This window comes from Prosthecobacter fusiformis (assembly GCF_004364345.1).
Taxonomy (GTDB): Bacteria; Verrucomicrobiota; Verrucomicrobiia; order Verrucomicrobiales; family Verrucomicrobiaceae; genus Prosthecobacter; species Prosthecobacter fusiformis.
Genome location: NZ_SOCA01000012.1, coordinates 58,417 through 83,081 on the forward strand (window position 1 = coordinate 58,417; position 24,665 = coordinate 83,081).

Genomic DNA, 24,665 nt, shown 5'->3' on the forward strand with positions numbered 1-24,665 from the left:
AAATAATAGGGTCATGGTAGATAAGGGGCTTTGGAAATAAGATTGCCTGCCAGGTCACGAAATTCGATGGACAACCGGTCCTCCGTCACCGTCGCCAGGCAGAGATTGGCGGGGACGCTTGTCAGTGCAGACCACGGCACTGAGCCTGGATGGCTCCCCACCGTGATCTGGTGCGTGCCGCCGCCGCCCTCCTGGACGGTCACCTCCACACGCCGGATGATCTGGGTCAAGACGACCTCGGTTTTAGCTGCATGATTGGATATCATAAAATAATGCGCATAAGTTCACTTCGTCACATCCAGGGTGATCTGCCACGTCCCCGCCGCATACGTCACCGGCTGCCCCTCCCTCGTCACCTGGATGTCCCAGAAATATCGCCCCGGCAGCAGCCCCACCACACGCGGCGTCACGCTAAAGGTCCCCTCCGTCGCATCCTCTGCGATGAGAATGCCCGGCGTCTCCCCCGCACTTGTCAGCGGCAGCGCCGCCACCGCATCCGTCGGGAATCGTTTAAACTGCATCTGGACCACCGCCCCCGTGAGGTCCAGCGGCACACCATCCACACGGATGGCCACCGAGGACAGGCCCGCCCAAAGATCTCCCGACTTATGCGGGTAAAGTTGTACTGGTGCTGACATAATGATAAAAGAGTGGTTAATGATTACACTGCCGCCGCGCCACCTTCAGGGTTCATATTCACCTCCGCCCCCGCCGCAGGCATCCCGCCCGGCGGCAGCGCCGGAGCAGGAGCCGCCACACTCGCCTCCGCCCCCGGCAGCTCAGCCCTCATTCCCAGCGGCATCGCACCCGGCATCGGCATCGCGTCTCCGCCGCCACCACCACCCAGCATCGCCGCCAGCTCCGGCGGCAGCCCTTCTTCATCCGGCAGCGCCTCCTCACCTTCCTCTTGGCCCGCCTCATCAGGCTTCTTCTCACCCTTCAGCAGCTTCTTCAGCCGCGCCTGCTCCTCCTTCGGCAGCAGTTCCGCCGCATCCTCCAGCGTCGGCAGCGGCCTGCAGATTATCTCATCCGCCTGGTCAAATTCCAGCGCCTTGATCGCCTGTAAAAACAGCGGCCGCGCATTCACCTTCTCCACCTCTGGCATCTGCACCCACTGGCCGAAAAGATCCACCGCCACCTTCGCCCCCTCCAGCTTCGTCTGGTTCTGCTCCTGCGTCAGCAGCATCCGTACGTCGATGTCCAGATCCGCCACCTTCTCCGCCGTCAGCTTCATCAGCTCCGCATTCTCACCCTCACCCCACACAAAGGCCTCATCGCGATCATAGTTCGCATAAAAAAGCTTCACCGCATAGCTAAAGTCCCGGCCAAAGCTCCTTCGCAGCTGCCGCACCGGCTTCTTCAGCAGCACCGCCGCCCGGCTCATGATCTGCCGGATCCCCGTCGCCGTATTGCTCTCCGGCACCCCCGCCAGATCCCCCTGGCTTGCCGCATTGATGCCGCTGCGCAGTTGCGCCATCTGGATGCCCGTCTGCATCAGCTCCATGCTCCGGTTATCCAGGTCCGGCATCCGCATAAATTCCAGCACATCCCCCAGCTTCCACTCCCCCTTCAGCCTCAGCATATCCCCTGGCTGCAGTGCCAGGTCCGCCTCATCATCATCCCGCTCCAGCCGCTCCGGGTGAAATCCCCCCACCGGGTTCGAGTGCATCCTGTTCCGGTAGCTCACCTGGTTCCACAGATCATCCACCTTCCCCTGTACCGCCGCATACTTGGCGAAGAAACCCCGCCCATACAGCTTGTTAGGCACCTTCTCCCACACATGGCACTTGATCGGCAGTTCCCCCTTCGGACTGATGTTTCCCAGATAGTCCGCATACACCAGCCAGTCCTCACTCTGCGGCGGAAACACCACATACAGCCTCCTCGCCTCCCCATCGCCAAAAGGGTCCACTCGTACAAACCCCTCCACCAGCCGCACCCGCGTATTCATCAGCCGCTCCTCCTCTTCCTCCCCATAGTCCTCCACCCGCGTCCCATCCCGCCCGTGCGCATTGTCCACCGTCGCAGGCCGCTCCGCCAGACACACATTATTTCCTGATGTACCCGCCGCCAGCGCCAGCCGCACCGCATCCTCACGCCCCAGGTGAAACTTCACCCTCGCCTCCGTTACAGAAAGCTCGATCAGATTGTAAAAATTCGTAAACCGCAGGTCCAGCTCCGGCGCATCCTCACGGAAGGCCACATCGTTAAAGTGCAGCACCGTCGTCTCCACCCCATGGCGAATCACGGCCTCCTTCTCCACATACAACGGCTTCCAACTCCGCCGTCCCTTCGTCTTTACCTTCGCCGCCTGCCGGTCCGTCGTCACGTACTCCTCCCCCACCATCACCGGTTCCCCATTCACATGCAGCACCGTCAGCTCCTGCTCATGCCGGTCCGTCTCCACCTCATACCACGTCTTCGTAAAGGCCTCCCCCAGGCACGCCGCCTGCGTGATCCCCTCACAATACCGCTCACTCAGCCGCCCATCCCGGAAAGTCCATTGCAGATGCTTCTGGATCACATCCGCCAGCGCCGGATCCTCCTTGCCCACCGGCATCGCCGCGAACCATGGGCTCCCGCCAAAAATATCCTGTTCCGCCTGCGCCGCCGCAAATTCAGTTAGGCCAGCCACAAAGTTCAGACTGTCATTCTGCACCTGGAAAATCAGCCTCGGTTCCCCCGTCCCATCCATCGGCTCACCCCCCGTCCGGTGGGCGAAGACATCCTGCGCCTCCTGCGCATACCGTCGCCTGTTTTCCCGCCACATTGCCAGGTCCGCATGATACGTCTCATACTGCCGCCGTGCCCACTGCACCAGCTGCACCATCCGCCTCCCATCCCCCGCCTCCAGCGCATCCTCCAGTGGGGATTTATGGCGTTTGCGGGAGATCGCCGCCCGCGCCCGGACCGCCGCCTCAGATTCAGAAATGGAAGATTTCATAGTAGATGACACCCCACAATCACCACCCCCCACTCACATTGCGCAACCCCCTACCACCCCCACTTAGCCCAAGTGCCAAAAAAACTTTCCCTTCCCCAAACGCACCCGTCCCCATGGAGCGCCGCCGATCCGTCGGCATTCAATAAAGTGCTCACACCAATGCCCACGCCCCCTCAAGGATAGGACCCATAACTCATATAAGTCCTACCCAGTCCCGTCTGCCCCATGCCTCCGGCCTAGCCATTCAGCCCGTTGCTTTGAAAAGGCCCCGGCCGCGTTTTCGTCTTCTTCTCCTGGTAATAAGTTTTCAGACTGCTTTCAGGATTCCCCGCCACACTCAGCGGCGGTTTACTCCCCGTCGCAGGATCCGTCGTCCTGGCAGGTCGCGTCGTATGCGGCAGCACATTCAGCATCGTCTCATCCACCCCATCCATCACCGTCTTCATCATTTTGTCCGTCGCCGTCGGCGCAGGTTTCGGGCGTGGCAGCACCTTCTGCATCGTCTCGTCCACCCCATTCATCACCGTCTTCATCATCTTATCATAGGCGGACATCCCAGGTGCCGGTGGCGTCGCGGGTGTCACCCGTGCAGGCGGCTGCGACGCAGTACCCGGTGATCTTTTCAGATGCGGATTTTTCTCATAAATCCATCCAGCCCCCCACCTGGAGTCAGCGCCCTGCTTTGGTACAGCGGCCCACCCTTAAACTGGCGATTGCTGTTTTGCGCACTCCTCTGCGCGCTCGTCAGCCCCACCGTCCGCTGTCCATTCTCATCCACCATCACATTTCTCGGCCTGCCATTGATGCGCCCCGTCCGCCCGCTCCCGTTCGAAGAATAATCACTCATCCCTCACCATCCCCCATCCCGCCCGCCCCTGTCCACCCACCAGCACCCCCACTTGCCCCAAGTCCCCAAAAAACATCCCCGCCTCCATCCGCCATGGAGCGCACGCATCTTGCGTGCCGTCTTGTGCGTCCCGCGCAAGACCGTTCTAACGCCCTCGTCTCCCTCCGAATCTATCCCCTTCAAAAAACACACCTCCTGTTAGGCCAAAAATCCTGTTAATCCTGTCATCCTGTTAAAAAAGCCCCACCCCTCCACCCCCACTCACTTCCCCAACGCCTGCTTCAAAATATCATCCAGATACGTCACCGGCAGCGAGTAGTGGCCTTCGTGATCCAGCCAATGCGTCGTCGTATGCGGCATGATGCCCGCCAGCTTCTGCGTGTATTGCCAGTCGATGTTCCGGTCCTCCTTGCCATGCCAGAAATGGATCGGGTAGCCGATCTCCCCCACCTCAAAGCCCCATTCGGAAAGATAGATGTCCGCATCCGCGATGACCGCCCTCGGCCCTCTCCTCAGCGCCTCCAGCATGCCCGCACGCACCACAGAAAACACCTCCCGCCTCGCCAGCACCTTTCGGTCCGCCGGTCCCAGCATCCCCAGCACCCACTTCAGCGGAGCCCGGTCAGGCTCCCCCTTGGAAATCTTCTCCCCCATCCTCAGCAGAACCGCCAGCACCGTCGGGAAAGCATACCGCAGCTTGATCATCAGACGATAAAGCCAAAACATATGCTCATACCCCAGAAACGTCAGCGGTGGTGCCCCACACATGATCGTCGCACTCAGCAGCCGCTCCGGCATCGTCTTCGCCGTCATCAGCACATACGGCCCCCCGCCGGACCAGCCCAGCACGTGAAATTTCTGGATGCCCAGATGATCCGCCAGCTCCGCCAGCACCGGCGGCCAGTCCTTCAGCTCACGCCCTGGCTGGAAGTCCGAAAGACCGATCCCCGGCCGGTCCGCTGAAATGATCCGCAGCCCATGCTTGCGGCCCGCCTCATCCATCAGCTCACCCTGCACCCGCGCGCTCGGCCAGCCATGAAAGTAAAAGCACGGCACACCCGCAGGATCGCCATGCTCCGCAAAGCCTAAAAGGCGTCCAGAAGATAAGCGGAAAGTATGGTCTGCCATGGGGGGAAACGAAAAGTGGGGAGCCTTCACCATAAAGCATCCCGCCCCCCTCGCAATCAACATCCATAAGCACTTTTACCCCTCCGTTCCGCCTCAGAGTAAGGAAAGCGGAAACCTTAACTCCAAAAGAGAGAAGGCCCCCATTTCCACGATGTGCGGATAAACAGACTCCACTGACCCCTTATCCTCGCCTTTCGCCTCACTCTCATGGACCATACATTTTGCTCTCCATCACCGCAGACCAAACCGCATCCCCCCTCTCCTCCCTGAGGAGAGGGCTGGGGTGAGGAGCCGTGTCGATGGCTCTTCCATTTCAGCAGCGGACATCGCCTCACCGGGGCAGGGGATACAGGCCACAGTCAACCCACCACCCTTCAAAAAAGCCCTCCTTGACCGCCACACTCGATGGATTCCTCCGCCTTCGTTTACCACAACCCACCCATAAAAGCCGATTGCAGCCTGGCCAAGAATCTTTAATCTCCCCGGACTCCTTTTTCATGAAAACCGCCTCCGTCCTCCTTGCCGCCGCCGTCCTGGTCCTCGCCTCCACCTCGTGTGACAAGCACTCCTGGGATCAGACCCAGGTCCTCCATGAAGGCATGCACAAAGCTCACGGTGAAGCCCATGGCGAAGCCCACGGTGACACCCATGCACCAGCGGATGCCCATGCCCCTGCGGACGCCCACGCTCCTGCGGCCAAGCATTGATTCCCCCGGCCCCAGCGCCTGCCAGGCATGGCATAAAAGCGGCCCGCAGCAGCGTGCCGCATCGCCATGCCTCAGTGCGCCCCTCGTCCCGCCAGCTCCAGCACTAGTCGCTCCATCGGCAGGCCCATCACATTCGTCCAGGATCCCTCGTAACCTTCCAGGATCATCTCACTGCATTCCTGGATGCCATAGGCCCCCGCCTTATCCAGCGGGTTCACGCACGCATGATACGCCCGGATCACCTCATCCGTCAGCGGCTTGAAAGTCACCTCCGTGATCACATGGAAACCGTGGCCCGCTGCCCCGCCCTCATGGGCCACATACACGCCCGTGCACACCTCATGCCGGCGGCCGGATAGACGCCGCAGCATCGCCAACGCCTCCTCCGCATCCCCCGGCTTCCCCAGCGGCAGCCCGTCCACATACACTAGCGTATCCGCGCCGATGACCCGCGCCCCCGGTCTCATCCGCGCCACCGCCACCGCCTTGCGCCGCGCATTTTCCACCGTCAGCTCCTCTGGCGTCAGGCTCGCATCATGCGCCTCCTCCACCTCCGGCAGCACCACCTCAAAGTCATACCCTGCCTCCCTCAGCAGTTCCACACGCCGTGGGGATTGCGAGGCCAGCACCAGATCCTGGGGAGGCAGCGTCATCACGTATCCTGCTCCTCGATCATCAGTACCTCATCCGCCCGCAGCAGGGACAGCCGGTCCTGAAAAGTCTTGTACCGATAGTAGCCCGTCTTCCCCTGATACTCCGGCCTGCCCTTGCATAAATACTGCCGACCATCCTTCAGGGTGATCTTATAACTGCCGGTGGATTCGCACCCGGCCAAAGTAAAGGCCAGCGCGACGATGCTGAATGTTCGCAGGATCAGGGGCATGATTGATGAACGCCTGCCAAGGAAAAACATTCGCACCGTTTCGCAAGTCCGGTTATATCCGCAACCCATGTCCGCCCCCACTTTTTTGCACGAATTTGTCCGTAACTGGAAAACCGTGGGCGCCGTTGCACCTTCCAGCCAGGCCCTCGCCTACCGGATGATGGAATCCGCCGAGGTCGGCCGCGCCCGTCACGTCCTTGAGCTCGGCCCCGGCACCGGAGCCTTCACCGCCGCCATCCTGGATGCCATGCCCCACGGCTCCAGCTACCTCGGCATCGAGCTGAACCAGACCTTCGTCACCCAGCTTAAGCCCCGTTTCCCCTCCATGGATTTCCGCATCGCCGGAGCCCAGGAGTTCGATTTCCCCGCCTACCTCGCCGACCGCGAGCCCTTTGATGTCGTCGTCAGCGGCCTCCCCTGGACCGCCTTTCCCCGCTGCCTGCAGGAGGCCATCCTCACCAACGTCCTCCCCCATCTCTCCCCCGGCGGCCGCTTCGCCACCTTCGCCTATTACGGCTTCCACCGCCTCCCCAGCGGCCAGCGCTTTCGCGGCCTTCTTCACGAGCTCCTCCCCGGCGTCGAAACCAGCCGCGTCGTCTGGGGAAACGTCCCCCCCGCCTTCGTCTACGTCGCCCGGAAATAATATAGAGCGCCGACCACCATGGAGCGCGGGCGTCCCGCCTGCCGTCTTGTGCGTCCTCGCGCAAGACCGTTCTCAAGCCCCCGTTCGCAGCCATGGAGCGCCGACGCCCCGTCGGCATTCAAAAACAAGTGCTCAGTCCTCAGTGCACAGTTCTCAGATTTAGCGCCCCTCTTCCAAGCCCATAGGACCTATCCGTCCTACAAGCCCTATCCGCCCCGAGCACTGAGCACCGAGCACTGAGCACCGACCACCGAGCACTGAGCACTGAGCACTGAGCACTGAGCACTGAGCACTGAGCACTGAGCACTGAGCACTCCCGTCCCCCTTCGCCCCCGCCCCCCGTCACTGCATCATCGCCTGCGGCGTCTCCTCCTGGAAGACAAACACCCGCATCTCCGCCAGTCGCGGAGCCATCAGCAGCGGATCCTCATCCAGCGTCCTTTCCGCCAGTTGCCGCGCCAGCCTAACCAAACGTGTGTCCGCCAGAAGCTCCGCAAATTTCAGTGGAGCCTGCCCGCTCTGCGCCTTGCCCAGTACATCCCCCGGCCCACGTCGTTTCAGGTCCTCCTCCGAGATGCGGAACCCATCCGTCGTCTCCTCCAAAATCGCCAGACGCGCCTTCGCCTCCTCATCCTTATCCTTCACAAACAGCACGCAGTAAGACGTATGCTCCCCGCGCCCGATCCGCCCGCGTAACTGGTGCAGCTGCGCCAGCCCATACCGCTCCGCATTGTGGATGTACATCACCGTCGCATTCGGCACATCCACCCCCACCTCGATGACCGTCGTGGACACCAGCACCTCCGTTTTACCAGCGCGGAAATCCCGCATCACCGCCTCCTTCTCCTCCGCGCTCAGCTTCCCGTGCAGCAGGCCTACCTGAAAGTGGGGTAAAAGTTTCGCCCACACCTCATGCCCCTTCTTCGCCGCCGTCGCATCCAGCTTCTCGGATTCCTCGATGAGCGGATACACCAGGTACCCCTGCCGCCCCAGCTCCAGTTGCTCCTTCAGAAACTTTGCCGCCTCCGCCTGCTTCGTCGCCGGTCTCACCTTCGTGATGATCTTCCCGCGCTCCTTCGGCCGCTCATCGATGGTGGACACATCCAGGTCCCCGTAAACCGTCAGCGTCAGCGTCCTCGGGATCGGCGTCGCCGTCATCACCAGCACATCCGGCGTATTCCCCTTCTGGATCAGCCGCGCCCGCTGCGCCACGCCAAACTTGTGCTGCTCATCGATGACCACCAGCCCCAGATTCCGCACCAGCGCCTCATCATGCAGCAGCGCGTGCGTGCCGATGACGATGTCAGCCCCCCGTCCTGGAGCGCACGCGTCCCGCGTGCTGAGTTCTGCGTCCCGCGGAACTCCGTCCCCAGATGTCCACAGCCACGGATACTCCTCCGAATGAGAGACCAGCCCCGCCTCACGCGGATTGCTGATCATATAGCCGAAGGTCTCTTGCAGGTCCGCCTCAGAGCGGATCAAGCGGTCGAACGTCTCCTTCTCCCACACCCGGTCATCCACCCACCCGGCTTTCATGATCGTTTTGGCACTGTACGACTTGATCGAATGCATCAGCTCACTCAGTGGATAAAACACCGGGTCCCCCGTTTCCGGATCCCGGTTTTTGACCCCAGGTTCCAGGAGCAGGTGCACATGATCCGGCATCACCACGGCAGCAAACAGATGATAACGCTGCCCATGAAAATGCACCGCCGCATCCAGCGCCAGCTTCCTCGCCTCCGGCGGGAGTTCCCTTCGGGAAGCCGTCGTGAACGTCAGAAAATACTTCCCCCACGGGCGCTCAAAATGAGGCAGGCGGCGTTTGCCATACCGTACATCCCGGGCGGCCGTCAGAACGGTTTCCCGCGGGACGCGTAAAACGGCACGCGGGACGCGTGCGCTCCATAACTCCGTCCCACCCTCCTCCGCACGCGTCCCCGTCCGCAGCGCCACACTCAGCCCCAGCGGCTCCAGCCACTTCCTCGCCGTGTTAAAATGCTGCTCCGCCAGGATCTGCGTCGGTGCCATCAGCGCAGCCTGCTTGCCCGCCTCCACCGCCCCCAGCATCGCCGCAAAAGCCACCACCGTCTTCCCACTGCCCACATCCCCATGCAGCAGCCGGTTCATCGGCGCATGGCTCGCCATGTCCCGTTGGATCTCCGTCAGGGACCGCTTCTGCGCCCCCGTCATTTCAAAAGGCAGCCCCGCCTCAAATTCCACCGCCAGCCGCCCCGCCGCATGCGCATGCCCGCCCGCATCCAGCACCGCCCGCCGCCGCCGCACCACCCGCAGTTGATACCCATAAAACTCCTCCAGCGCCAGGTACCGGCGCGCCTTCTCCAAATCCTCCATCGACTCCGCAAAGTGCACACAGCGGATCGCCCGCGCCCGGCTCCAGCCCGCGAATTCACCACTCGCGCCCGGCGTCGGCAGGATGTCCCCCGTGAAGCCCTCCCCCAGCGCCGCCATCACATACCACGCCGCCGTGCGCAGCGTCTTCTGCGTCACCCCCGCCTTCAGTCGATACACCGGCGTGATCCGCCCGCTATGGATCTTCACCCCCTCATCCTCATCGCTCAGCACCTCATACTCCGGGTGATCCATCAGCAGCCGCCCCTTATACTCCTTCACCTTCCCATAAATGATCAACTCCTGCCCCTCCGCGATCGCCCGGCTCATGAAAGGCATGTTCCACCACCGCAGCGTCAGCAGCCCCCCCATCGCCGCCCCACCCTCCGGCTCCACCTGCGCCTCAAACAAACCCGCCCCACGCCGCGCGCCAAAGTACTTGTTCCCCGTCTTCGTCACTGTCACCGCATAGCAGCCCGGCAGCTCCCCCGGTTGAAAGCTCGCCCCCGCCATCTGCCGGCGGTCCTCATGGCGGAAAGGCAGCCACCACACCACCTCCCCCACTGTTAGCACCTGCTCCTTCGCCAGCGCCTTCACGATGCGAGCAGGCATTCCAGGCACATCAGAAAGAGCAGCATCAAGGGCGATTGGCATGAACGAGAATCAGATTGGGAAGGTCATAAAGCATGCCCAGCCTTTCCCGATAATCCCCAAAAACTTGCCCGGCCTCGTAAAAATCATCCGCCACCTCCCGCTAGCATGACCACCGGCATCCACCTCCAGTCCATCTACACAGACCACGACCCCGGCCCCGGCCACCCAGAAAGCCCCTCCCGCTACACCGCCATCACCCAGGCCCTCACCGCCTCCGGCCTCCTCCCCCGCCTCACCCCCATCCCCGGACGCCACGCCGAAATCCCCGAAATCCAGCTCTGCCACCCCCGGCATTACATTGAGCTCGTCCGCGACGAAGTCGCCGCCGGGCTAGATACCCTCAGCACCGGCGATACCCAGATCAGCGACAAAAGCTACGCCGTCGCCACCCACGCCGTCGGCTCCGTCCTCGATGCCGTGGACCTCGTCATGACCGGCCAGCTCCAGCGCGCCTTCTGCGCCGTCCGTCCCCCCGGCCACCACGCCCGCCCCTCCCAGGGCATGGGCTTCTGCCTCTTCAATAACATCGCCATCGGCGCCCGCCACGCCCAAAAAAAACACGGTGCAGCGAAAGTCCTCATCGTGGACTGGGACGTCCACCACGGCAACGGCACCCAGGACATCTTTTACGACGACGCCACCGTCCTCTTCGCCAGCACCCACCAGTCCCCCTGGTATCCCTTCACCGGTCGTGCCGATGAAACCGGAGCCGGAAAAGGGCAGGGGACCACGCTCAATTTCCCCCTCCCCGCCGGGTCCGGCATGAAAGAAATCCGCCCCATCTTTCAGGATCGCCTCCTCCCCGCCATCGCCCGCTTCCAGCCAGATCTCATCATGATCTCCGCCGGATTCGATTCTCGCATCAACGACCCCCTCGGCCAGTTCCACCTCACCGACGACGACTTCGCCCACCTCACCCGCCTCCTCCAGCAAGCCGCCGCCGAGCACTGCCAAGGCCGCCTCATCTCCATCCTCGAAGGCGGCTACAGCCTCCCCGGCCTCGCCACCGCCGTCACCGCCCACGTCACCGCCATGCTAGAGTGATGAGGTAAAAGATAGCCTCTTCGCCCCCATGGAGCGCCGACGCCCCGTCGGCATTCAAAAATCGTCCTCAGTCCACAGTCCGCAGTCCTCAGATCAGAGCGTCCCCCCCTCAAAAAGTAGCCCGCTCAGTCCCCTGAGCGGAAGCCACCTCGAACCCCCTCCCAGCTCCCCCCATCCCTCAAAAATTCTGTCAAACCTGCCATCCTGTAAAAAGCCCCTCCGCCCCTCCGCAGCCCAAACGCATCCCCAAACCGCCCCGCCTCCCTACAAAGAGGCCAAGGAGCAGAGAATGCTGAGGCAAAAGTCCGTCCTGTCTGCGGTCACACCCATGCCTGCTGAGTCGAAGTTCTTTCTCACAATCTCTCCAGCAGCCTGAGCACCGGAGCCAGCCGTTCGGGGGCGAGACGGTGAAGGTGATCCTTATCGTCATGGGCCAGGAAGGCATCGCGCACCGTCTCGAAAGCCAGCTTCACTTCATCCGGTTGCGCATCCAGAAGCTCACGCGCCTCGCTCGCGCTCGTCACCTTGGCATAGGCCATCCAGGCATCCACCATGAAGCTCAGCACATCCTGATCGTCCGGATGCTGCGTGCACCAGTGACTAAGCTCAGGAAGAACCGACCGAAGGCTTCCAGGGTGGCTGAAGCACAGGTCGTGAAAGGTGGACCGGGCCCAAGAGTCGGATGGAGCCACTTTGAAGCCTTCCACAGCCGAGGCGAATGCTTCTTCAGTAGAACGTCCCAGCTTGAGAAGCACGCTAGCGAGGCTTGAGCGGGCTTTGGGATTCGCAGGATCAAGCTCAATGGCCTTGAGGAACGCGGCTTCTGCTTCTTCGTGGCGATCCAACCCATAGGTGAGTAGGGCACCAAGGTTGTTCCATGGCCAAGCAAACTCCTCGTCCAGTTGGATGGCCTTTCGGTAGGCTGCTTCGGCTTCTGTGTGATAGCCAAGCTTTTCGGAGAGCAATATACCAAGGCCATTCCAGGGTGCGGAAAGCTCCGGATCAAGTTCGATGGCCTTTCGGTAAGCGGCTTCGGCTTCTGCATGACGTCCAAGCTTGTTGGTGAGCAAATTGCCAAGGCCATTCCAGGGTGAAGCAAACTGCGCATTCAGTTCGATAGCTTTGCGGTAGGAAGTCTCAGCTTCTATGTGACAGTCAAGCTTGTCTGTGAGTAAGTTGCCAAGGCTGTTCCAGGGTGAGGCAAGCTTTGGATCCAGTTGGATGGCCTTTCGATAGGCTGCTTCGGCTTCTGCGTGACGGCCAAGTTTATCGGTAAGTAAATTGGCAAGACAAATCCAGGGCCAGTCGTACTTCGGATTCAGTTCGATGGCCTTTCGGTAGGCTGTTTCGGCTTCTGTGTGACGACCAAGCTTGTCGGAGAGCAAGTTGCCAAGACTAATCCAGGACCAGTCGTACGTCGGATTCAGTTCGATGGCCTTCCGGTAGGCTGTTTCGGCTTCTGTGTGCCGGCCTAGCTTCTCGGCAAGCAGGATGCCGAGTTCATTCCAGGACCAGGCATTTTCTGGATCAAGTTCGATCGCCTTTCGGTAGGCGGTTTCAGCTTCATGGTAACGGCCAAGCTCGTCGGTTAGCACTTTACCAAGGCAGATCCAAGGCCAGGCATCCTCCGAATCCAGTTCGATGGCCTTTCGGAAGGCTGTTTCGGCTTCTGTGTGACGGCCAAGCTTGCCAGTTAGCAAGATGCCAAGGCCGTACCAGGACCTGGCATTTCTCGGATCCAGTTCTATAGCCTTGCGGAAAGTTGTTTCAGCTTCTGCGGGACGGCCAAGCTTGCCAGTTAGCAAAATGCCGAGGCTATTCCACGGGCTGGCATCCTTTGCATCCAGTTCGATGGCCTTTCGAAAGGCTGTTTCGGCTTCTGGGTGACGGCCAAACTCAACTGTGAGCAAGTTGCCAAGGTTGTGCCAGGGTAAAGCAGACTTCGTATCCAGTTCGATTGCTTTTCGGTAAGCAATTTCAGCTTCTGGATAGCGTTTCAAATGCACATGCAAAAGCCTTCCCCATTTGAACTGGGAGTAGGCGTCTCCCGGATTGGACGCAATAGCTTGCAAACAGACCTTCTCGGCGAGTACCACATCGATTTCTCTATCGAACTCCGGCGATCCAACCATTCGATCCATGAACTCCCGGCGCGCCGTCTCTGAGCCCGCATGCTCGATGACGTTCTGGGCGAGCAGCAAACAATCCCGCTCAAAACTTGTGCCGCAGGATGCGGTGAGGCGGACGGACTTCGCCGCAGCTTCAGCAAATTCTTTATCTCCAAACAATGCCCGCAGCATCATCACAAACCAATGCATCTTCAGCTTTCCCGTTCGCCCGTGGCGCATGAGGTAGTGGATGTTGGAAAAGCGGTCCGTGAGGAGGTAGGCTTTCTTTTTGCTGTGGCCCATATTAGCGGCCTCGCTGATGAGGCCGGCTTTGATGAGCGCTTTGATCTGGGCGCTGACCTGATTGCTAGGAAGGCGGGTCACGCGGGCGACGGTGGCGACGTCGCAGGGATTCCACTCCAGGGCGATGGCATCGAGCACGCGCTGCTGCTGTCCGGGAAGGGCATCAATAATGGCTTTGTGATAAGGCGTGTAGTCGTCAATGAGGCGCTCGAGCTGGAGGCGGAGTTCGCCGTTCATGCCTTCATTGAGTAGGCGGTAGAAGGTGCGGATGAGGCGCGGATTGCCGCCGGTGAGGATGTGCAGGACTTCGATGCTGCCGGGGCGGTCATGGAGGGTGTCGAGCACGCGCTGGTCGCCGCGAGAGGTGGCGACACCGGCCAGGCATTCACGCATTTCCACCAGGCTGAGGGCCTGGAGTTCGAAGGGACGGAAGAACTCGAAAAAAGGTTTGTCCAGGCCGGTGACATCGCTGAACCAGCGGGTGGCCGCACCGATGATCATGACCCGGGGATCACTCATGAGGAAGGAGCGCAGGCGCATGAGCGACTCGGCATCGTTCACGGCGATGAAGATGTCGTTGAGGTTATCAATCAGCAGCAGCGCGCGTTTGCCTGCGGCATCCACAAGTGCAAGGAAGACCTCACGGGCCTCGTCCTCAATATCCGGTCCGGGCTTGACCAGGAGGGCGTCGATGCGATGGCTGCGGGTGAGATGTGGCTCGGTTTCAGACTCCCACTGGCGGATGCACTCGAGCCAGAAGTCCGCCAGGTCGCCGATGCGGCGGCTTTCTTCGTCGAAGATGACCGGCTGCCACTGCTTGGCCAGTTCAGGCTCGCGGAGCTTGATGGTGGCGGCGATGGCGCAGAGCAGCGTGCTTTTTCCCATGCCACGCGGGCCGACACAGAGTACATGCTGCGGTGGCTCACCGGCGTCGTTGGCGCGGATGATATCAAGCAATCGCGCCAGCAAGGGGCGGCGGGCAGTGAACTCGGAAAGGAGCACCTCCGGCGGCAGCAGCGCGGGATTGTAAAGAGCGAAGGGGGGAGAGGTGTCCATGAGGAAAAGCCAAGGTCAGATGACAGAATGACGCGAGAGCGCTAGGCAGTGTGATGACGCCAGAAGTCGCGAAGAATATGGGATGCAAAGGTGTGCAAGCCATCGCGCTGACGGACCAGGTAGCCATCGTGACGGAGCGTTTCGAGGACATAGTCGAGTTCAGTTGCGAGCAGGCTGCGGTGGGCGGCATCGGGCACCAGCCGGGCATGAATGGTGTCGAAGTCCTCGTTGCCGAAGGCTCGCGGTGAGCGGCATAGATCGCGAAGAATTTCCTCAGCGAGGCGGCGCTCGCTGGAGCTAAACATATCGAGCTTGGTAAGCCGCGTGAACATTTCCTGGCAGTATTTGTTCCGGTTGCCACGCACCATGCGGTCTTCGTAAAGCTGGTCGATGTCCTTCACCGTCGGGCCTTTGTCTGCGGCGTGCTCCTGGACTTCGGAGAGGAAAGTCGCCAGCAGCAGCGGCCAGCCAACACCGAGGCGGGCTAAGATCCGACGGCGGGCGGCTGCGGAAAGTACGATGCCTTCGCCCTCGGCCCGTTCTTCTAGAAACTGAAGCGCTTCCTTGTCGGTGAGGGGTTCGATGTCGATGCTGTCGAAGTCGTTCGCCGCAGGCGAGAGACCAAGTCGGCGCAAGAGGCCGGTCAACCCAATGGAGCCAGTAACCAGGAAGCGCGTGGGACCATCGGCGAGCTCCTGGCGGGCTTTGCGGAACCAATTCAGCGTCGCATCCACCTCGGCAGGACTATGGTTAGACGCCACATGACCAAGGAACCAAGGGAACTCATCCAGCATGAACACGATGGGCAGTTCATTCTCGCGGAGCAGGGTCAGAAATTCATCCGCGATGGGTTCCCAGAGGTCCACCGCAGGCTGTCCAGGAGTGAGTTTGATGCCGGTGACGCTGATCTGCTCGATGCGCTTCAAAACAGAAGCTGTACCTTTGCCTGCCTCTTTCAGCCAAGCGAGTTTGTCGGGAGGTGTTTGCAGCAGTTTCTTAGTCTCTTTAAGCATCAAAGTAAGCCAAGCCGGAGCACTGCGCAGACCCTGGAGGTCGAGATAGAGCGCCGACGTGTTAGCAGGCGGATATCGTTCCAGATCACGAAGGATTGAGGTCTTCCCTGTGCGGCGAGGTCCCAGAAAAGCCATGTGGTCACGATTCAACGCCCTGATCAGCCGTTTGCGGATCGCTGTACGAGGGAAATAATGGTCTCCCGTAGCCGGAGAGCCGATTTTGAGTTTAGCAGGCTGAGACATGCCGCCATCTTCAGGCAATGAAATTATTGCGCAATAAATATTTTGCACAAATTACGATGAGATATCAGCGCACTACATGTTGAAGTGTTAAGCGAGATGCAACCTCCGCCCCTCCTCCCCCCAAACGCATCACCAAACCACCCCGCCTCCCTAGAAAGAGGCCAAGGAGCAGAGAACGCGGAGGCAGCAGGAACCCTGATTCCTCCCCTTGTCATCTAACGCTCTTTCCTGTACTCTACCAGCATGTCCACGATCACGATCCCCATCGCTGATGACGACCTGGCTTTCCTCCACTCCTGGACACAGGAGCAGGGAACCACGGTCGAGGAGTTTTTTTCCCGTGAGGCCCATAGCCTCCGCCGCCATCTACAGGCACCCTTGCACCCAGTATTGCAGCGTGCTTCCGGCGTAATTCACAGCGACATTGATGGCGTCAGTGATCATCGTCAGCATCTGGATGACAAATACCGATGACTGTCGTGGTGGACATCAATGTGCTGCTGGATGTCTTTCAAAGACGTGAGCCTTACTATGCGGCCTCAGCGGCTGTCCTCAATCAGATCATGAATGGAAGAATGGTGGGCATCTGCCCTGCACATGGATTGACCACCCTGTTTTATCTCGCCAGAAGACATGGCACTCAGGTAGATGCCGAAGCTGTGATTGATCGGGTGCTGGAATATTTCGAGGTTGTCTCTCTCGACAAGTCTGAATGGGAGCGCGCGAGGTCTCTGCCGATGGATGACTTTGAAGATGCCGCCATCGCCGTGACGGCAGAGAAAAGCGGAGCATTATTCATCGTCACACGAAATGAAGGAGACTTTGTCTCCTCCCCTGTCCCCGCCGTTTCTCCAGCCTCTTTTTTGAGCCGCATGAGTTGACTCTGGAGCGCCCCCGTCCCCCGTGCTAAGCCTGCATCCTGCGGGGCTTCGTCCCCGGATCCGCGCTTCCTCATGACCTCCCTTCTTCAGACAGAAAAACGCCACCTCTGGCATCCCTTCACCCCCATGCAGGCCTGGTGTGATGAGGCGCATGATCCCTTGATGCTCGTCTCCGGTCACGGCTGTTATTTGAAGGACCAGCACGGCAATGAATACCTGGACGGCAACAGCTCCATCTGGACAAACATCCATGGGCACAACCATCCCACGCTCAATGCCGCCATCCGGGCGCAGTTAGACCAGGTCGCTCACACCTCCTTCCTCGGTTTCACGCATGAGCCTGCCATCCAGCTCGGCCAGCAGCTGGTGGACCTGCTGCCCGGCAGCGCCCTGACCCGCGTCTTCTATTCGGACAACGGCTCCACCGCCATCGAAAGCGCCATCCGCATGGCCTTGCAGTACTGGAAACAAAACGGCCATCCGTCTCGCGATACCATCCTGGCTTTTGATCGCGCCTATCATGGCGATACCCTCGGTGCTGCCAGCGTCGGCGGCATCCCCATCTTCAAAGGCAGCGGCAATGACTTCGGCTATCGCGTTCAGCGCGTGCCCACCCTGGACGCCCTTCTTGGCCTAACCGAGGATGAAATAACCCGCCTCTCCGCCGTCATCATCGAGCCCCTGATCCAGGGCAGCGCAGGCATGCGCCTCTGGCCCAAAGGCATGTTAAAAGCCCTCAGCGACTGGTGTCAAAAGCACGACATCTTCCTCATCCTGGATGAAGTCATGACCGGCTTTGGCCGCACCGGAAAAATGTTCGCCTGCCAGCATGAGGACGTCATTCCGGATTTCCTCTGCTTGGCCAAAGGCCTCACCGGCGGTTACCTGCCCATGGCCGCCACCCTCACCACCCAGCGTGTCTTTGAAGGCTTCCTTGGCCCCGGCCGCGCCTTTTATTACGGTCATAGTTATACCGCCAGCCAGCTCGGCTGCGCCGCCGCCCTCGGCAGCCTCCAGGTTTTCCGCGAGGAAAAGCTCCTCGAGACACTCCCTGCCAAAGTCCAGTTCTTCCAAAACCTCCTCGATACCCTTCGCGATCTCCCCAGCATCCTGGAAATCCGCCAATGCGGCCTGATCGCCGGCATCGAGATCGGCCCCTACGCCCCCGAGCAAATGATGGGCGTCAAGACCTGCCTCGCCGCCCGTCCCCACGGCCTCCTCACCCGTCCCGTTGTGGATACCCTCATCCTCATGCCCCCGCTGGCTGCCACCCAGGCCCAGCTCACCCACATGGTCCTCGCCCTCCGCCTCGCCATCCAAGAAACCGCCCCCTAAAGTCCGCCCGTCCCCCATGGCGCACGCGCCTGTCCCCATGGAGCGCACGCGTCCTCGCGTGTAGTCTTGTGCGTCCCCGCGCAAGACCGTTCTCACGTCCCCGTCCGCCACCATGGAGCGCCGAAGATCCGTCGGCATTCAAAACAAGTGCTCAGTCCTCAGTGGTCAGAAAGCCTCCCCTTCCAGCCCATAGCCCCAATACGCCCCGTGTCTTCCGCCCCTCAAAAAGTAGCCCGCTCAGTCCCCTGAGCGGAAAGCCACCTCGAAACCCCTTCCACCCATCCACCCCACCATCGAAGCTCACCGTCTCATGACTCCGCCTCCTCCGCCTCTTTGCCCCTCTGCGTTAAACCGATCACAGTAGACCACCACCCCACAAAAAAACCGGCAGTCTAAACCGCCGGTTCTCTCAAACCCCCCCGCGCGATCAGTCGCGCGGAAGGCCATATCATCCGCCAAGCCTCAGCCCAGCTTCACCACATCCGTCTTCTCCATGGCCGCCGTCAGGCCAGCCCAGCCCTCGGGCCGCTGGAGCTGGAACATATAAAGGTACAGCGCCACCTGCTGTGGCGGATACAGCGCCAGCAGCGCATCGATGCCCGCCTGCGCCTTCTCTTCAGAAATCTCTTCCGGCAGTTCATCCACCTGGCCCTTGCCATCATGGGGGATGCCCACCGCATCCAGAAAGGTGATCAGCATCGTCCCCTGGGACTTCAGCAGCCAGATCTGCAAAAGCTGCTCCGCCACCGGATCATTCGTCTTCATGTACAGCTGGTTCAGCAGCCACTCACCCTGCTGGGCGCGGGACTTTTCCAGGATGAACTGGGGGCGCAGCTTGCGGGCCTGCGCCAGGGACTGGATCACCGCACGGTACGCCGGGCGTTCGTCCGTCTGCATATACGTGATGATCTGCTGGCGGAGTTCTGGGCCGACGGCCTGGAGGATTTGTTGGGCTTTCATACGCCTGATTTCAAAAAAGGGTTGGATTGGGGCGGGCTTGCTACCATGCACGCCCCTGGGTGGCAACAGGTTATCTCACCCTTCACTCACCTCACCCTGGGCACGCACCCGGCGGGCGATGAAAAAAGGCGCATATAAAACGCTGTAAAAAATCCCGCACAGCACCACCAGGCTGCCGATGTACCACGGCCACGGCCCCAGCACATCCATCAGGCTCGCCTGCTCTGGCTTCCGGCATAGAAAGGCGAAATTGCTGTTCAGCGCCGCATTCACCCCGCCCACCACCAGCGCATAGCCCAGCGTCAGCCCCACCATTCGCGGCACCGCCCAGGCCCGCGGCGGGCACTTCAGCGCCGTCACCACATGCAGCGCCGTCACCACCACCCCGCCATGCAGCACAAAGAAAACCAGGAACCGCGCATCCGGAAAGTCCACCGCCAGGTTCGGCGTGATCAGCCCCTGCAGCGTCCCCGCCAGGCCAAAAAAATACACGATCTCCGCCGCCAGCCGGTTCCTCGTCAGCAGCGCGATTCCCCCCGCGATTCCCGCCACATCGCAGAAATGCAGCGGCAGCCCCGTGTCCCAGCTCAGCGTCCCCAGCCGCCAGTGGGAGACCGTCGCCATCGGCCACGTCATCAGCAGCATCAGCGCCAGCACCCGCTCCGCCACCTGCGCCGCCCCCGGCTGCCACCTGCGCAGCCCCGCCAGAAACATCAGCGCCACAGCGCACAGAGCCAGCACAGTCAGGTGGGTCGAGCCAAAAGCTTGAAAAGGAGCAGACATGGGAAAAAGGGGAAGGGCAGGGGGGGGGAGGCGCACATACTGGTTTCACCGCCCAGCCCCGCCAAGCGAAAAACACCATCAGATACGCCACCCGGCTTCATGCGTGATTTTTTCTCAAAACGCATCACCTTCCCCCACCCGTCCATCGCTCACCCCGCCAGACCCAGTTTCACCTCGGCCCGCGCGCCCGTTTTCCCATTCACGCCCGCACCTTATGTCCTCCCGCCATACCGCCTCCGGGGATACCTTCCTCATCCCCTTCGGCCTCATCTTCCTCCTCGCAGGTCTCGGCGTCGGTTACTTTTATTACGATCTCCTCAGCCGCTGGTACTCCGCGCGGCATTGGGTGCAGGTGCCCTGCATCATCGAATCCAGCGCCCTCCGGGACCACATGGAAACCCGCCCCGCCTCCACCACGGAGCACGATACCCTCATGAATGAGGCCATGGCCACCTATGCCTATGAATACGAGGGCCGCCCCTACCAGGGCACCGAGGTCGCCCTCAGCGGCGGGGCAGATAACTTTGGCGACTACCAGCAGCGCGTCTCCCAGATCCTGGATGACCACCGCACCTCCGGGACACCCTACCGCTGCTTCGTCAATCCGGACGATCCCACCCAGGCCGTCATCTTTCGGGATGCCCGCTGGACCCTCCTCCTCTTCATCAGCATCTTCCCCCTCCTCTTCCCGCTTGTCGGCGGCATCACCGCCACCATGGGCCTGCTGGGCCGGTCAGAAAACAAACGCGTCAGGGGTTATCAGACCAAGTATCCAGACCAGCCCTGGCGGTGGAAATCCGCCTGGGGTCCAGAATGGATGCCGCCAAAGAATGCCGGCCGCACCTGGATCTGGGTCACCATCGCCACCTGGATGTCCATCCTCTGGCTGCCCATGCTCTATGCCCTCGTCGTGGATGGAGACATCAGCCTGTCCAGCCCCATCAGCCTCCTGCCTTTTCTCACCCTCGTTCCCATCCTCTTCGTCTCCCGCGCCGCCCTCCGCCGCATCTTGGAAAAACGCTATGGCCAGATCCTCCTCCATGTGGAGCCGCGCCCCATCACCCCCGGCAGCACCCTGAATGCCTGGCTCGCCATCCCGCAAAACTTGCCGTTAGGCCAGCATGAGCACATGCAGGCGCAGATACGCTGCATTCGGGAGGTCACCACCCGCTCTGGAAAAAACACCACCGTCAACCGCGAGGTCCTCTGGTCAGACCATCAATCCCTCCCCCTCGCCGAGGCCACGCGCGAGGCCCGTGGCAGCCGCCTGCCCGTCACCTTCACCCTCCCCGCCGGTTTGCCCGCCATGCCAGTGGCCCTGGCCGATGTCGGCTGGCACGATGCCAGCCAGCACCTCTGGGAGCTGGAGCTCACCGCCCCGCGCCTCACCCGGCCCATGGTGTATGACCTGCCCGTTTTCCAGACCGACACCGCTTCCTCGTCCACCCCCGTCACCTCCACAGCCACCTCTTCCCCCACCACCCACCCGCTGGATCTGGATGCGGATGAGCTCACCCTCCACCTCGCCCGCCATCACATCACCGCGGTTTTTGATTCCCGCCAGCTCCCCGTCAGTTTTGACCTCAGCCCCCGCCGCTACGCCACCGTCCGCCTCTTTTTGATCTGCTTCACCTCCTTCTGGTCCCTCGCCTTCCTCATCCTGCTGAATACGGATGCCCCCGGCCTCTTTCCCCTCATCTGGGGCGTCACATCCGCCATGCTCTGGGCTCTCATCGTCATGCAATTGCGCCGCCAGCGCCTCCAGTTCAGTGACACCGGCGTGGACATCACCTGGTCCCTCGGCCCCTGGAGCGGACGCCGCAGTTATGAAAAACGTCACCTCGTCCAGTTTCAGCACCGCATCAACATGACCTCCGGTGCCACCGCCTATCACGTCGTCTCGGCCGAGACCATCTTTGGCAAAAAAGTCACCCTCATCGATGGCATCCCCAGTTCCCTCGTCGTGGAAAATCTCTGCCGCCTCCTGGAGGCCTGGCGTAAGCAGGCTTGATCACTTGCCCACAATGTGGCTTGCTAGCTTGCATGAATCCACAACCGGCGAACGTCATCGAACTGTGTCAGGCTCTCGTTCGCATCCCCTCCGTGAATCCCGATGGCGATCCCGGTTGTGACCAGACCGGTGAAGCCGCCTGCGCCACCTACGTCGGCCAGTTCCTCGCCGCCAGCGGAGCCACCGTCCAGCTTGAGGAAGTCGAGCCTGGCCGCCCCAACGTCATCGGCCGTTTTCCCACCCGCCCTTCCGCCGATGGCAAGCCGAAGCCGCGCATCGTCTTCGCCCCCCATACCGATACCGTCAGCGTCGGCGGCATGACCATTGATCCCTTCGGTGGCGACCTCCGCGATGACCGCATCTGGGGCCGGGGTGCCAGCGATACCAAAGGCCCCATGGCCGCCATGCTCTGGGCCCTTTATGAAATGCGTGCAGACATCCCCTCCCTGCCCGTGGAGGTCCACTTCGCCGGTTTCATGTCGGAGGAGTCCGCCCAGCTCGGCTCCCAGCACTTCGCCCGCACCCACGGCCCGTATGATTTCGCCCTCATCGGCGAGCCCACCGGCATGCGCACCGTGCATAAGCACAAAGGCTGCCTCTGGGCGGATGTCCACACCACCGGCGTCGCCGTCCACGGATCCATTCCTGAAAAAGGCGTCAATGCCATCGTCAAAATGGCCTCCCTCATCCACGCTCTCGATATCGAATTCCGCCAGGTCCTCAAAGACACCGGCGGGGAGGATGAATGGCTCGGCTTCAGCACCATCAATCTCGGCATGATCCGGGGCGGCACCCGCTCCAACATCGTCGCGGACCAGTGTGTCCTCCGGGTGGACATGCGCACCACCCCCGGCCTCGCCCGCGCAGGCGGTGCCGTCGCCGTTTTGACAGAATTTGTTAGGCAGCGCGATGCCACCGCCAGCGTCGTCCCCCTGCCGGAAACCTTCCCGCTGAATACCGATGCCACGAACCCCTTCGTCCAGCGTCTGGTTGAATGCGGCTCCTCCGTCACCGGCGCACCCTGGTTCTGTGATGCCGCCTTCCTCGCCGCCGGTGGCACACCCGCCGTCGCCATCGGCCCCGGCGGCATCGCCCAGGCCCATACCAAGGATGAACACATCGCCGTGTCCGACCTCCAGGATGGCGTGAACTTCTTTGTGAAGTTCCTCAAAAGCTGGCAGGTCTAACCAATAGCATGATTGCGTGGGCACGCATCACCCTCAGCGTCATCATCATGACGCTGCTCACCCAGTGTGTGTCACCCATGAAAACGAAACACACCCCCGATCCGGATGTATTTTTTCATTCGGCCCAGCCGCCCCCAGGGGGTACACAGAAGTGGAACCCCCTCTGGTGGGTGGGTAATGCCGATGACCCCGTGCCCCCTCATTGGTACCGTCCAGGACAGAAAATGCGCAGCACCCTCTGGCAGCTTCGGAACCCCATGCACAACTTCACTTTTTATGTCATTGGCATTCATGACAAAGAGTTTGTTAGGCTCGGGAAACAGCCTGGGGCGGTCTTTCGCAAGGGTGGCGGGTGGAATTGGGCCGTCATCCACCATGGCTGGCTGCGCCTTCCCTTTGTCAGTTATGAAGGCGAAAATATTCGCTGGTACGCCCTCTGGCGCGAGAAGGGAAACTTCGGCCTCAAGCTCCACCGTCATCGCCGGGAATAACAAAAAGCGTGTTATGGCCGAACAATGAACGTAATAATAGAAAAAGTTACGATTAACGTTAGGGGCCGAACCGCAAGCGTAGCGCGTTATGGAAAATAGTTGGTTGACACTTCTGCAAAGAACGCCAGACTTCGCGTCCCTCTGAAGAGCAACCAACTGTTCAGGGCGTGACCCAAACAACCCCAACGACTAATTGATCAGATCCATCCTTCTTTGCCTTAGCGTCTTGTGCACTCAATCCCTCGCGGGAGAAGTCAAAATTCCAGCCACAACAACGCCCCAGGGCACACCAGGTCAGATCCTCCATGGCATCCGCACCACCGCCTACACCCACAGTGAGGCGGACCATATCAAATATGGATCGCGCACAGCCGTCGGCACCACCCTGAAATACGGCCAGCTTCGCAGCGCTGCTGCTGACTGGTCCGTTTATCCGGTCGGCACCGTCTTCCAGATCCAGGGAGACAGCGCCCTCTACATCGTGGATGACTACGGCTCCGCCCTCGTCGGCACACGCACCATTGATCTCTACAAACCTTCCAGTTATTCCATGAATGTCTGGGGTGTTCGCAAGGTCGATATCCGCATCCTCAAATGGGGTTGCTTTGCCAAAAGCCTCGCCATCCTGAAGCCCCGCCAGTCCAAGGCCTCCCACGTCCGCGAAATGGTCTCCCGTCTCGTCTCACGTCCCGCCTAACTTAAAGCGCTTCAAGAAAATCACTCCGGCATGCCCGCCCCCGCGCGCATCCCGGAGTTTTTTTATGCCCCCGGAGCGCCCTCGTCCCGTCCCCCCTGGAGCGCACGCGTCCCGCGTGCCGTCTTGTGCGTCCCGCGCAAGACCGTTCTAACACCCCCGTCCGCCACCATGGAGCGCCGACGACCCGTCGGCATTCAAAAACAAGTGCTCAGTCCCCAGTGCACAGTTCTCAGATCAGAGCGTCCCCTTTTTCAGCCCATAGGCCCCATAGGACCTATCCGTCCTATCACCAGCTCCCCTCAAAAAGTAGCCCGCTCAGTCCCCTGAGCGGAAAGCCACCTCGAAGCCCCCTCCCACCCGCCTCCCATCCACCCCACCATCGAAGCTCACCGTCTCAT

22 protein-coding genes are annotated in these 24,665 nt (G+C 61.0%); 10 read left to right on the forward strand and 12 right to left on the reverse strand.

The genetic code is table 11. The annotated features are described in order from the left end of the window. Positions 1–11: 11 nt before the first annotated feature. The 5 genes from EI77_RS20970 to EI77_RS20990 form a co-directional block, all read right to left on the reverse strand. A complete protein-coding gene (locus EI77_RS20970) occupies positions 12–266 on the reverse strand; it encodes a hypothetical protein (protein ID WP_133797277.1) in 255 nt (84 codons plus the stop codon). A gap of 18 nt (positions 267–284) precedes the next feature. Next, positions 285–638: a hypothetical protein gene (locus tag EI77_RS20975; RefSeq protein ID WP_133797278.1), complete on the reverse strand. Its 354-nt coding sequence runs from the start codon at positions 636–638 to the stop codon at positions 285–287. 23 nt (positions 639–661) lie between these two features. Next, positions 662–2,944, reverse strand: a complete 2,283-nt coding sequence (locus EI77_RS20980) for a portal protein (protein WP_133797279.1) — start codon at positions 2,942–2,944, stop codon at positions 662–664. Positions 2,945–3,180: 236 nt separating this feature from the next. Then, the gene (locus tag EI77_RS20985; protein WP_133797280.1) at positions 3,181–3,498 is read right to left on the reverse strand and encodes a hypothetical protein; all 318 of its coding nucleotides are present in this window, start codon (positions 3,496–3,498) and stop codon (positions 3,181–3,183) included. Positions 3,499–4,052: 554 nt separating this feature from the next. Beyond that, a complete protein-coding gene (locus tag EI77_RS20990) occupies positions 4,053–4,919 on the reverse strand; it encodes an alpha/beta fold hydrolase (RefSeq protein WP_166647416.1) in 867 nt (288 codons plus the stop codon). A 497-nt stretch (positions 4,920–5,416) separates the two neighbouring features. Here EI77_RS20990 and EI77_RS20995 point away from each other — a divergent pair, with 497 nt between their 5' ends. Then, positions 5,417–5,626 (forward strand): hypothetical protein, encoded by a 210-nt coding sequence (locus EI77_RS20995; RefSeq protein WP_133797282.1) that lies wholly within the window; start codon positions 5,417–5,419, stop codon positions 5,624–5,626. Positions 5,627–5,697: 71 nt separating this feature from the next. On the opposite strand, the gene EI77_RS21000 is transcribed toward EI77_RS20995, so the two are convergent. Together EI77_RS21000 and EI77_RS21005 are read right to left on the reverse strand one after the other, a co-directional pair. Further along, positions 5,698–6,279 (reverse strand): Maf family protein, encoded by a 582-nt coding sequence (locus tag EI77_RS21000; protein ID WP_133797283.1) that lies wholly within the window; start codon positions 6,277–6,279, stop codon positions 5,698–5,700. Then, positions 6,279–6,509, reverse strand: coding sequence for a YgdI/YgdR family lipoprotein (locus EI77_RS21005; protein ID WP_166647417.1), 231 nt, complete (start codon positions 6,507–6,509; stop codon positions 6,279–6,281). Before EI77_RS21005 ends, EI77_RS21000 begins: the two co-directional genes overlap by 1 nt. 67 nt (positions 6,510–6,576) lie before the next feature. On the opposite strand from EI77_RS21005, the gene EI77_RS21010 reads away from it, so the two are divergent. Then, positions 6,577–7,152 (forward strand): class I SAM-dependent methyltransferase, encoded by a 576-nt coding sequence (locus EI77_RS21010; protein ID WP_166647418.1) that lies wholly within the window; start codon positions 6,577–6,579, stop codon positions 7,150–7,152. Between the two features lie 342 nt (positions 7,153–7,494). On the opposite strand, the gene EI77_RS21015 is transcribed toward EI77_RS21010, so the two are convergent. Further along, positions 7,495–10,155 carry a DEAD/DEAH box helicase gene (locus EI77_RS21015; protein ID WP_133797286.1) on the reverse strand — a complete coding sequence of 887 codons (2,661 nt, stop codon included), beginning with the start codon at positions 10,153–10,155 and terminating at the stop codon, positions 7,495–7,497. Positions 10,156–10,260: 105 nt separating this feature from the next. Between EI77_RS21015 and EI77_RS21020 the strand changes: the two genes are divergently transcribed. Beyond that, on the forward strand, positions 10,261–11,199 hold the full coding sequence (locus EI77_RS21020; RefSeq protein WP_133797287.1) for a histone deacetylase family protein: 939 nt from the start codon (positions 10,261–10,263) through the stop codon (positions 11,197–11,199). 353 nt (positions 11,200–11,552) lie between these two features. Here the strand turns inward: EI77_RS21020 and EI77_RS21025 are convergent, their stop codons facing one another. Further along, positions 11,553–14,666, reverse strand: coding sequence for a tetratricopeptide repeat protein (locus EI77_RS21025; protein ID WP_133797288.1), 3,114 nt, complete (start codon positions 14,664–14,666; stop codon positions 11,553–11,555). Positions 14,667–14,707: 41 nt separating this feature from the next. Then, positions 14,708–15,922, reverse strand: coding sequence for an ATP-binding protein (locus tag EI77_RS21030; RefSeq protein ID WP_133797289.1), 1,215 nt, complete (start codon positions 15,920–15,922; stop codon positions 14,708–14,710). 243 nt (positions 15,923–16,165) lie between these two features. On the opposite strand from EI77_RS21030, the gene EI77_RS21035 reads away from it, so the two are divergent. The 3 genes from EI77_RS21035 (at position 16,166) to bioA (ending at position 18,138) form a co-directional block, all read left to right on the forward strand. Beyond that, the gene (locus EI77_RS21035) at positions 16,166–16,396 is read left to right on the forward strand and encodes a hypothetical protein (protein WP_133797290.1); all 231 of its coding nucleotides are present in this window, start codon (positions 16,166–16,168) and stop codon (positions 16,394–16,396) included. Further along, entirely contained in the window at positions 16,393–16,803 is a 411-nt protein-coding gene (locus tag EI77_RS21040; protein WP_133797291.1) for a type II toxin-antitoxin system VapC family toxin, read from the forward strand. The genes EI77_RS21035 and EI77_RS21040 overlap by 4 nt, the downstream gene beginning before the upstream one ends. Before the next feature lie 72 nt (positions 16,804–16,875). Further along, positions 16,876–18,138, forward strand: a complete 1,263-nt coding sequence (gene bioA, locus EI77_RS21045; RefSeq protein WP_133797292.1) for an adenosylmethionine--8-amino-7-oxononanoate transaminase — start codon at positions 16,876–16,878, stop codon at positions 18,136–18,138. 462 nt (positions 18,139–18,600) lie between these two features. Here bioA and EI77_RS21050 read toward each other — a convergent pair whose 3' ends face one another. Together EI77_RS21050 and EI77_RS21055 are read right to left on the reverse strand one after the other, a co-directional pair. Continuing rightward, positions 18,601–19,098, reverse strand: coding sequence for a hypothetical protein (locus EI77_RS21050; RefSeq protein WP_133797293.1), 498 nt, complete (start codon positions 19,096–19,098; stop codon positions 18,601–18,603). Positions 19,099–19,173: 75 nt separating this feature from the next. Beyond that, entirely contained in the window at positions 19,174–19,881 is a 708-nt protein-coding gene (locus EI77_RS21055; RefSeq protein ID WP_133797294.1) for a YwaF family protein, read from the reverse strand. Positions 19,882–20,095: 214 nt separating this feature from the next. On the opposite strand from EI77_RS21055, the gene EI77_RS21060 reads away from it, so the two are divergent. The 4 genes from EI77_RS21060 to EI77_RS21075 all read left to right on the forward strand — a co-directional run bounded on the left by EI77_RS21060 (position 20,096) and on the right by EI77_RS21075 (position 24,267). Continuing rightward, positions 20,096–21,892 (forward strand): DUF3592 domain-containing protein, encoded by a 1,797-nt coding sequence (locus tag EI77_RS21060; RefSeq protein WP_166647419.1) that lies wholly within the window; start codon positions 20,096–20,098, stop codon positions 21,890–21,892. 32 nt (positions 21,893–21,924) lie between these two features. Further along, the gene (locus EI77_RS21065) at positions 21,925–23,079 is read left to right on the forward strand and encodes a M20 family metallopeptidase (RefSeq protein ID WP_133797296.1); all 1,155 of its coding nucleotides are present in this window, start codon (positions 21,925–21,927) and stop codon (positions 23,077–23,079) included. Between the two features lie 8 nt (positions 23,080–23,087). Next, positions 23,088–23,570, forward strand: coding sequence for a hypothetical protein (locus EI77_RS21070; protein ID WP_133797297.1), 483 nt, complete (start codon positions 23,088–23,090; stop codon positions 23,568–23,570). A 226-nt stretch (positions 23,571–23,796) separates the two neighbouring features. After that, positions 23,797–24,267: a 3D domain-containing protein gene (locus EI77_RS21075; protein WP_243838975.1), complete on the forward strand. Its 471-nt coding sequence runs from the start codon at positions 23,797–23,799 to the stop codon at positions 24,265–24,267. The last annotated feature ends 398 nt before the right edge of the window (positions 24,268–24,665 follow it).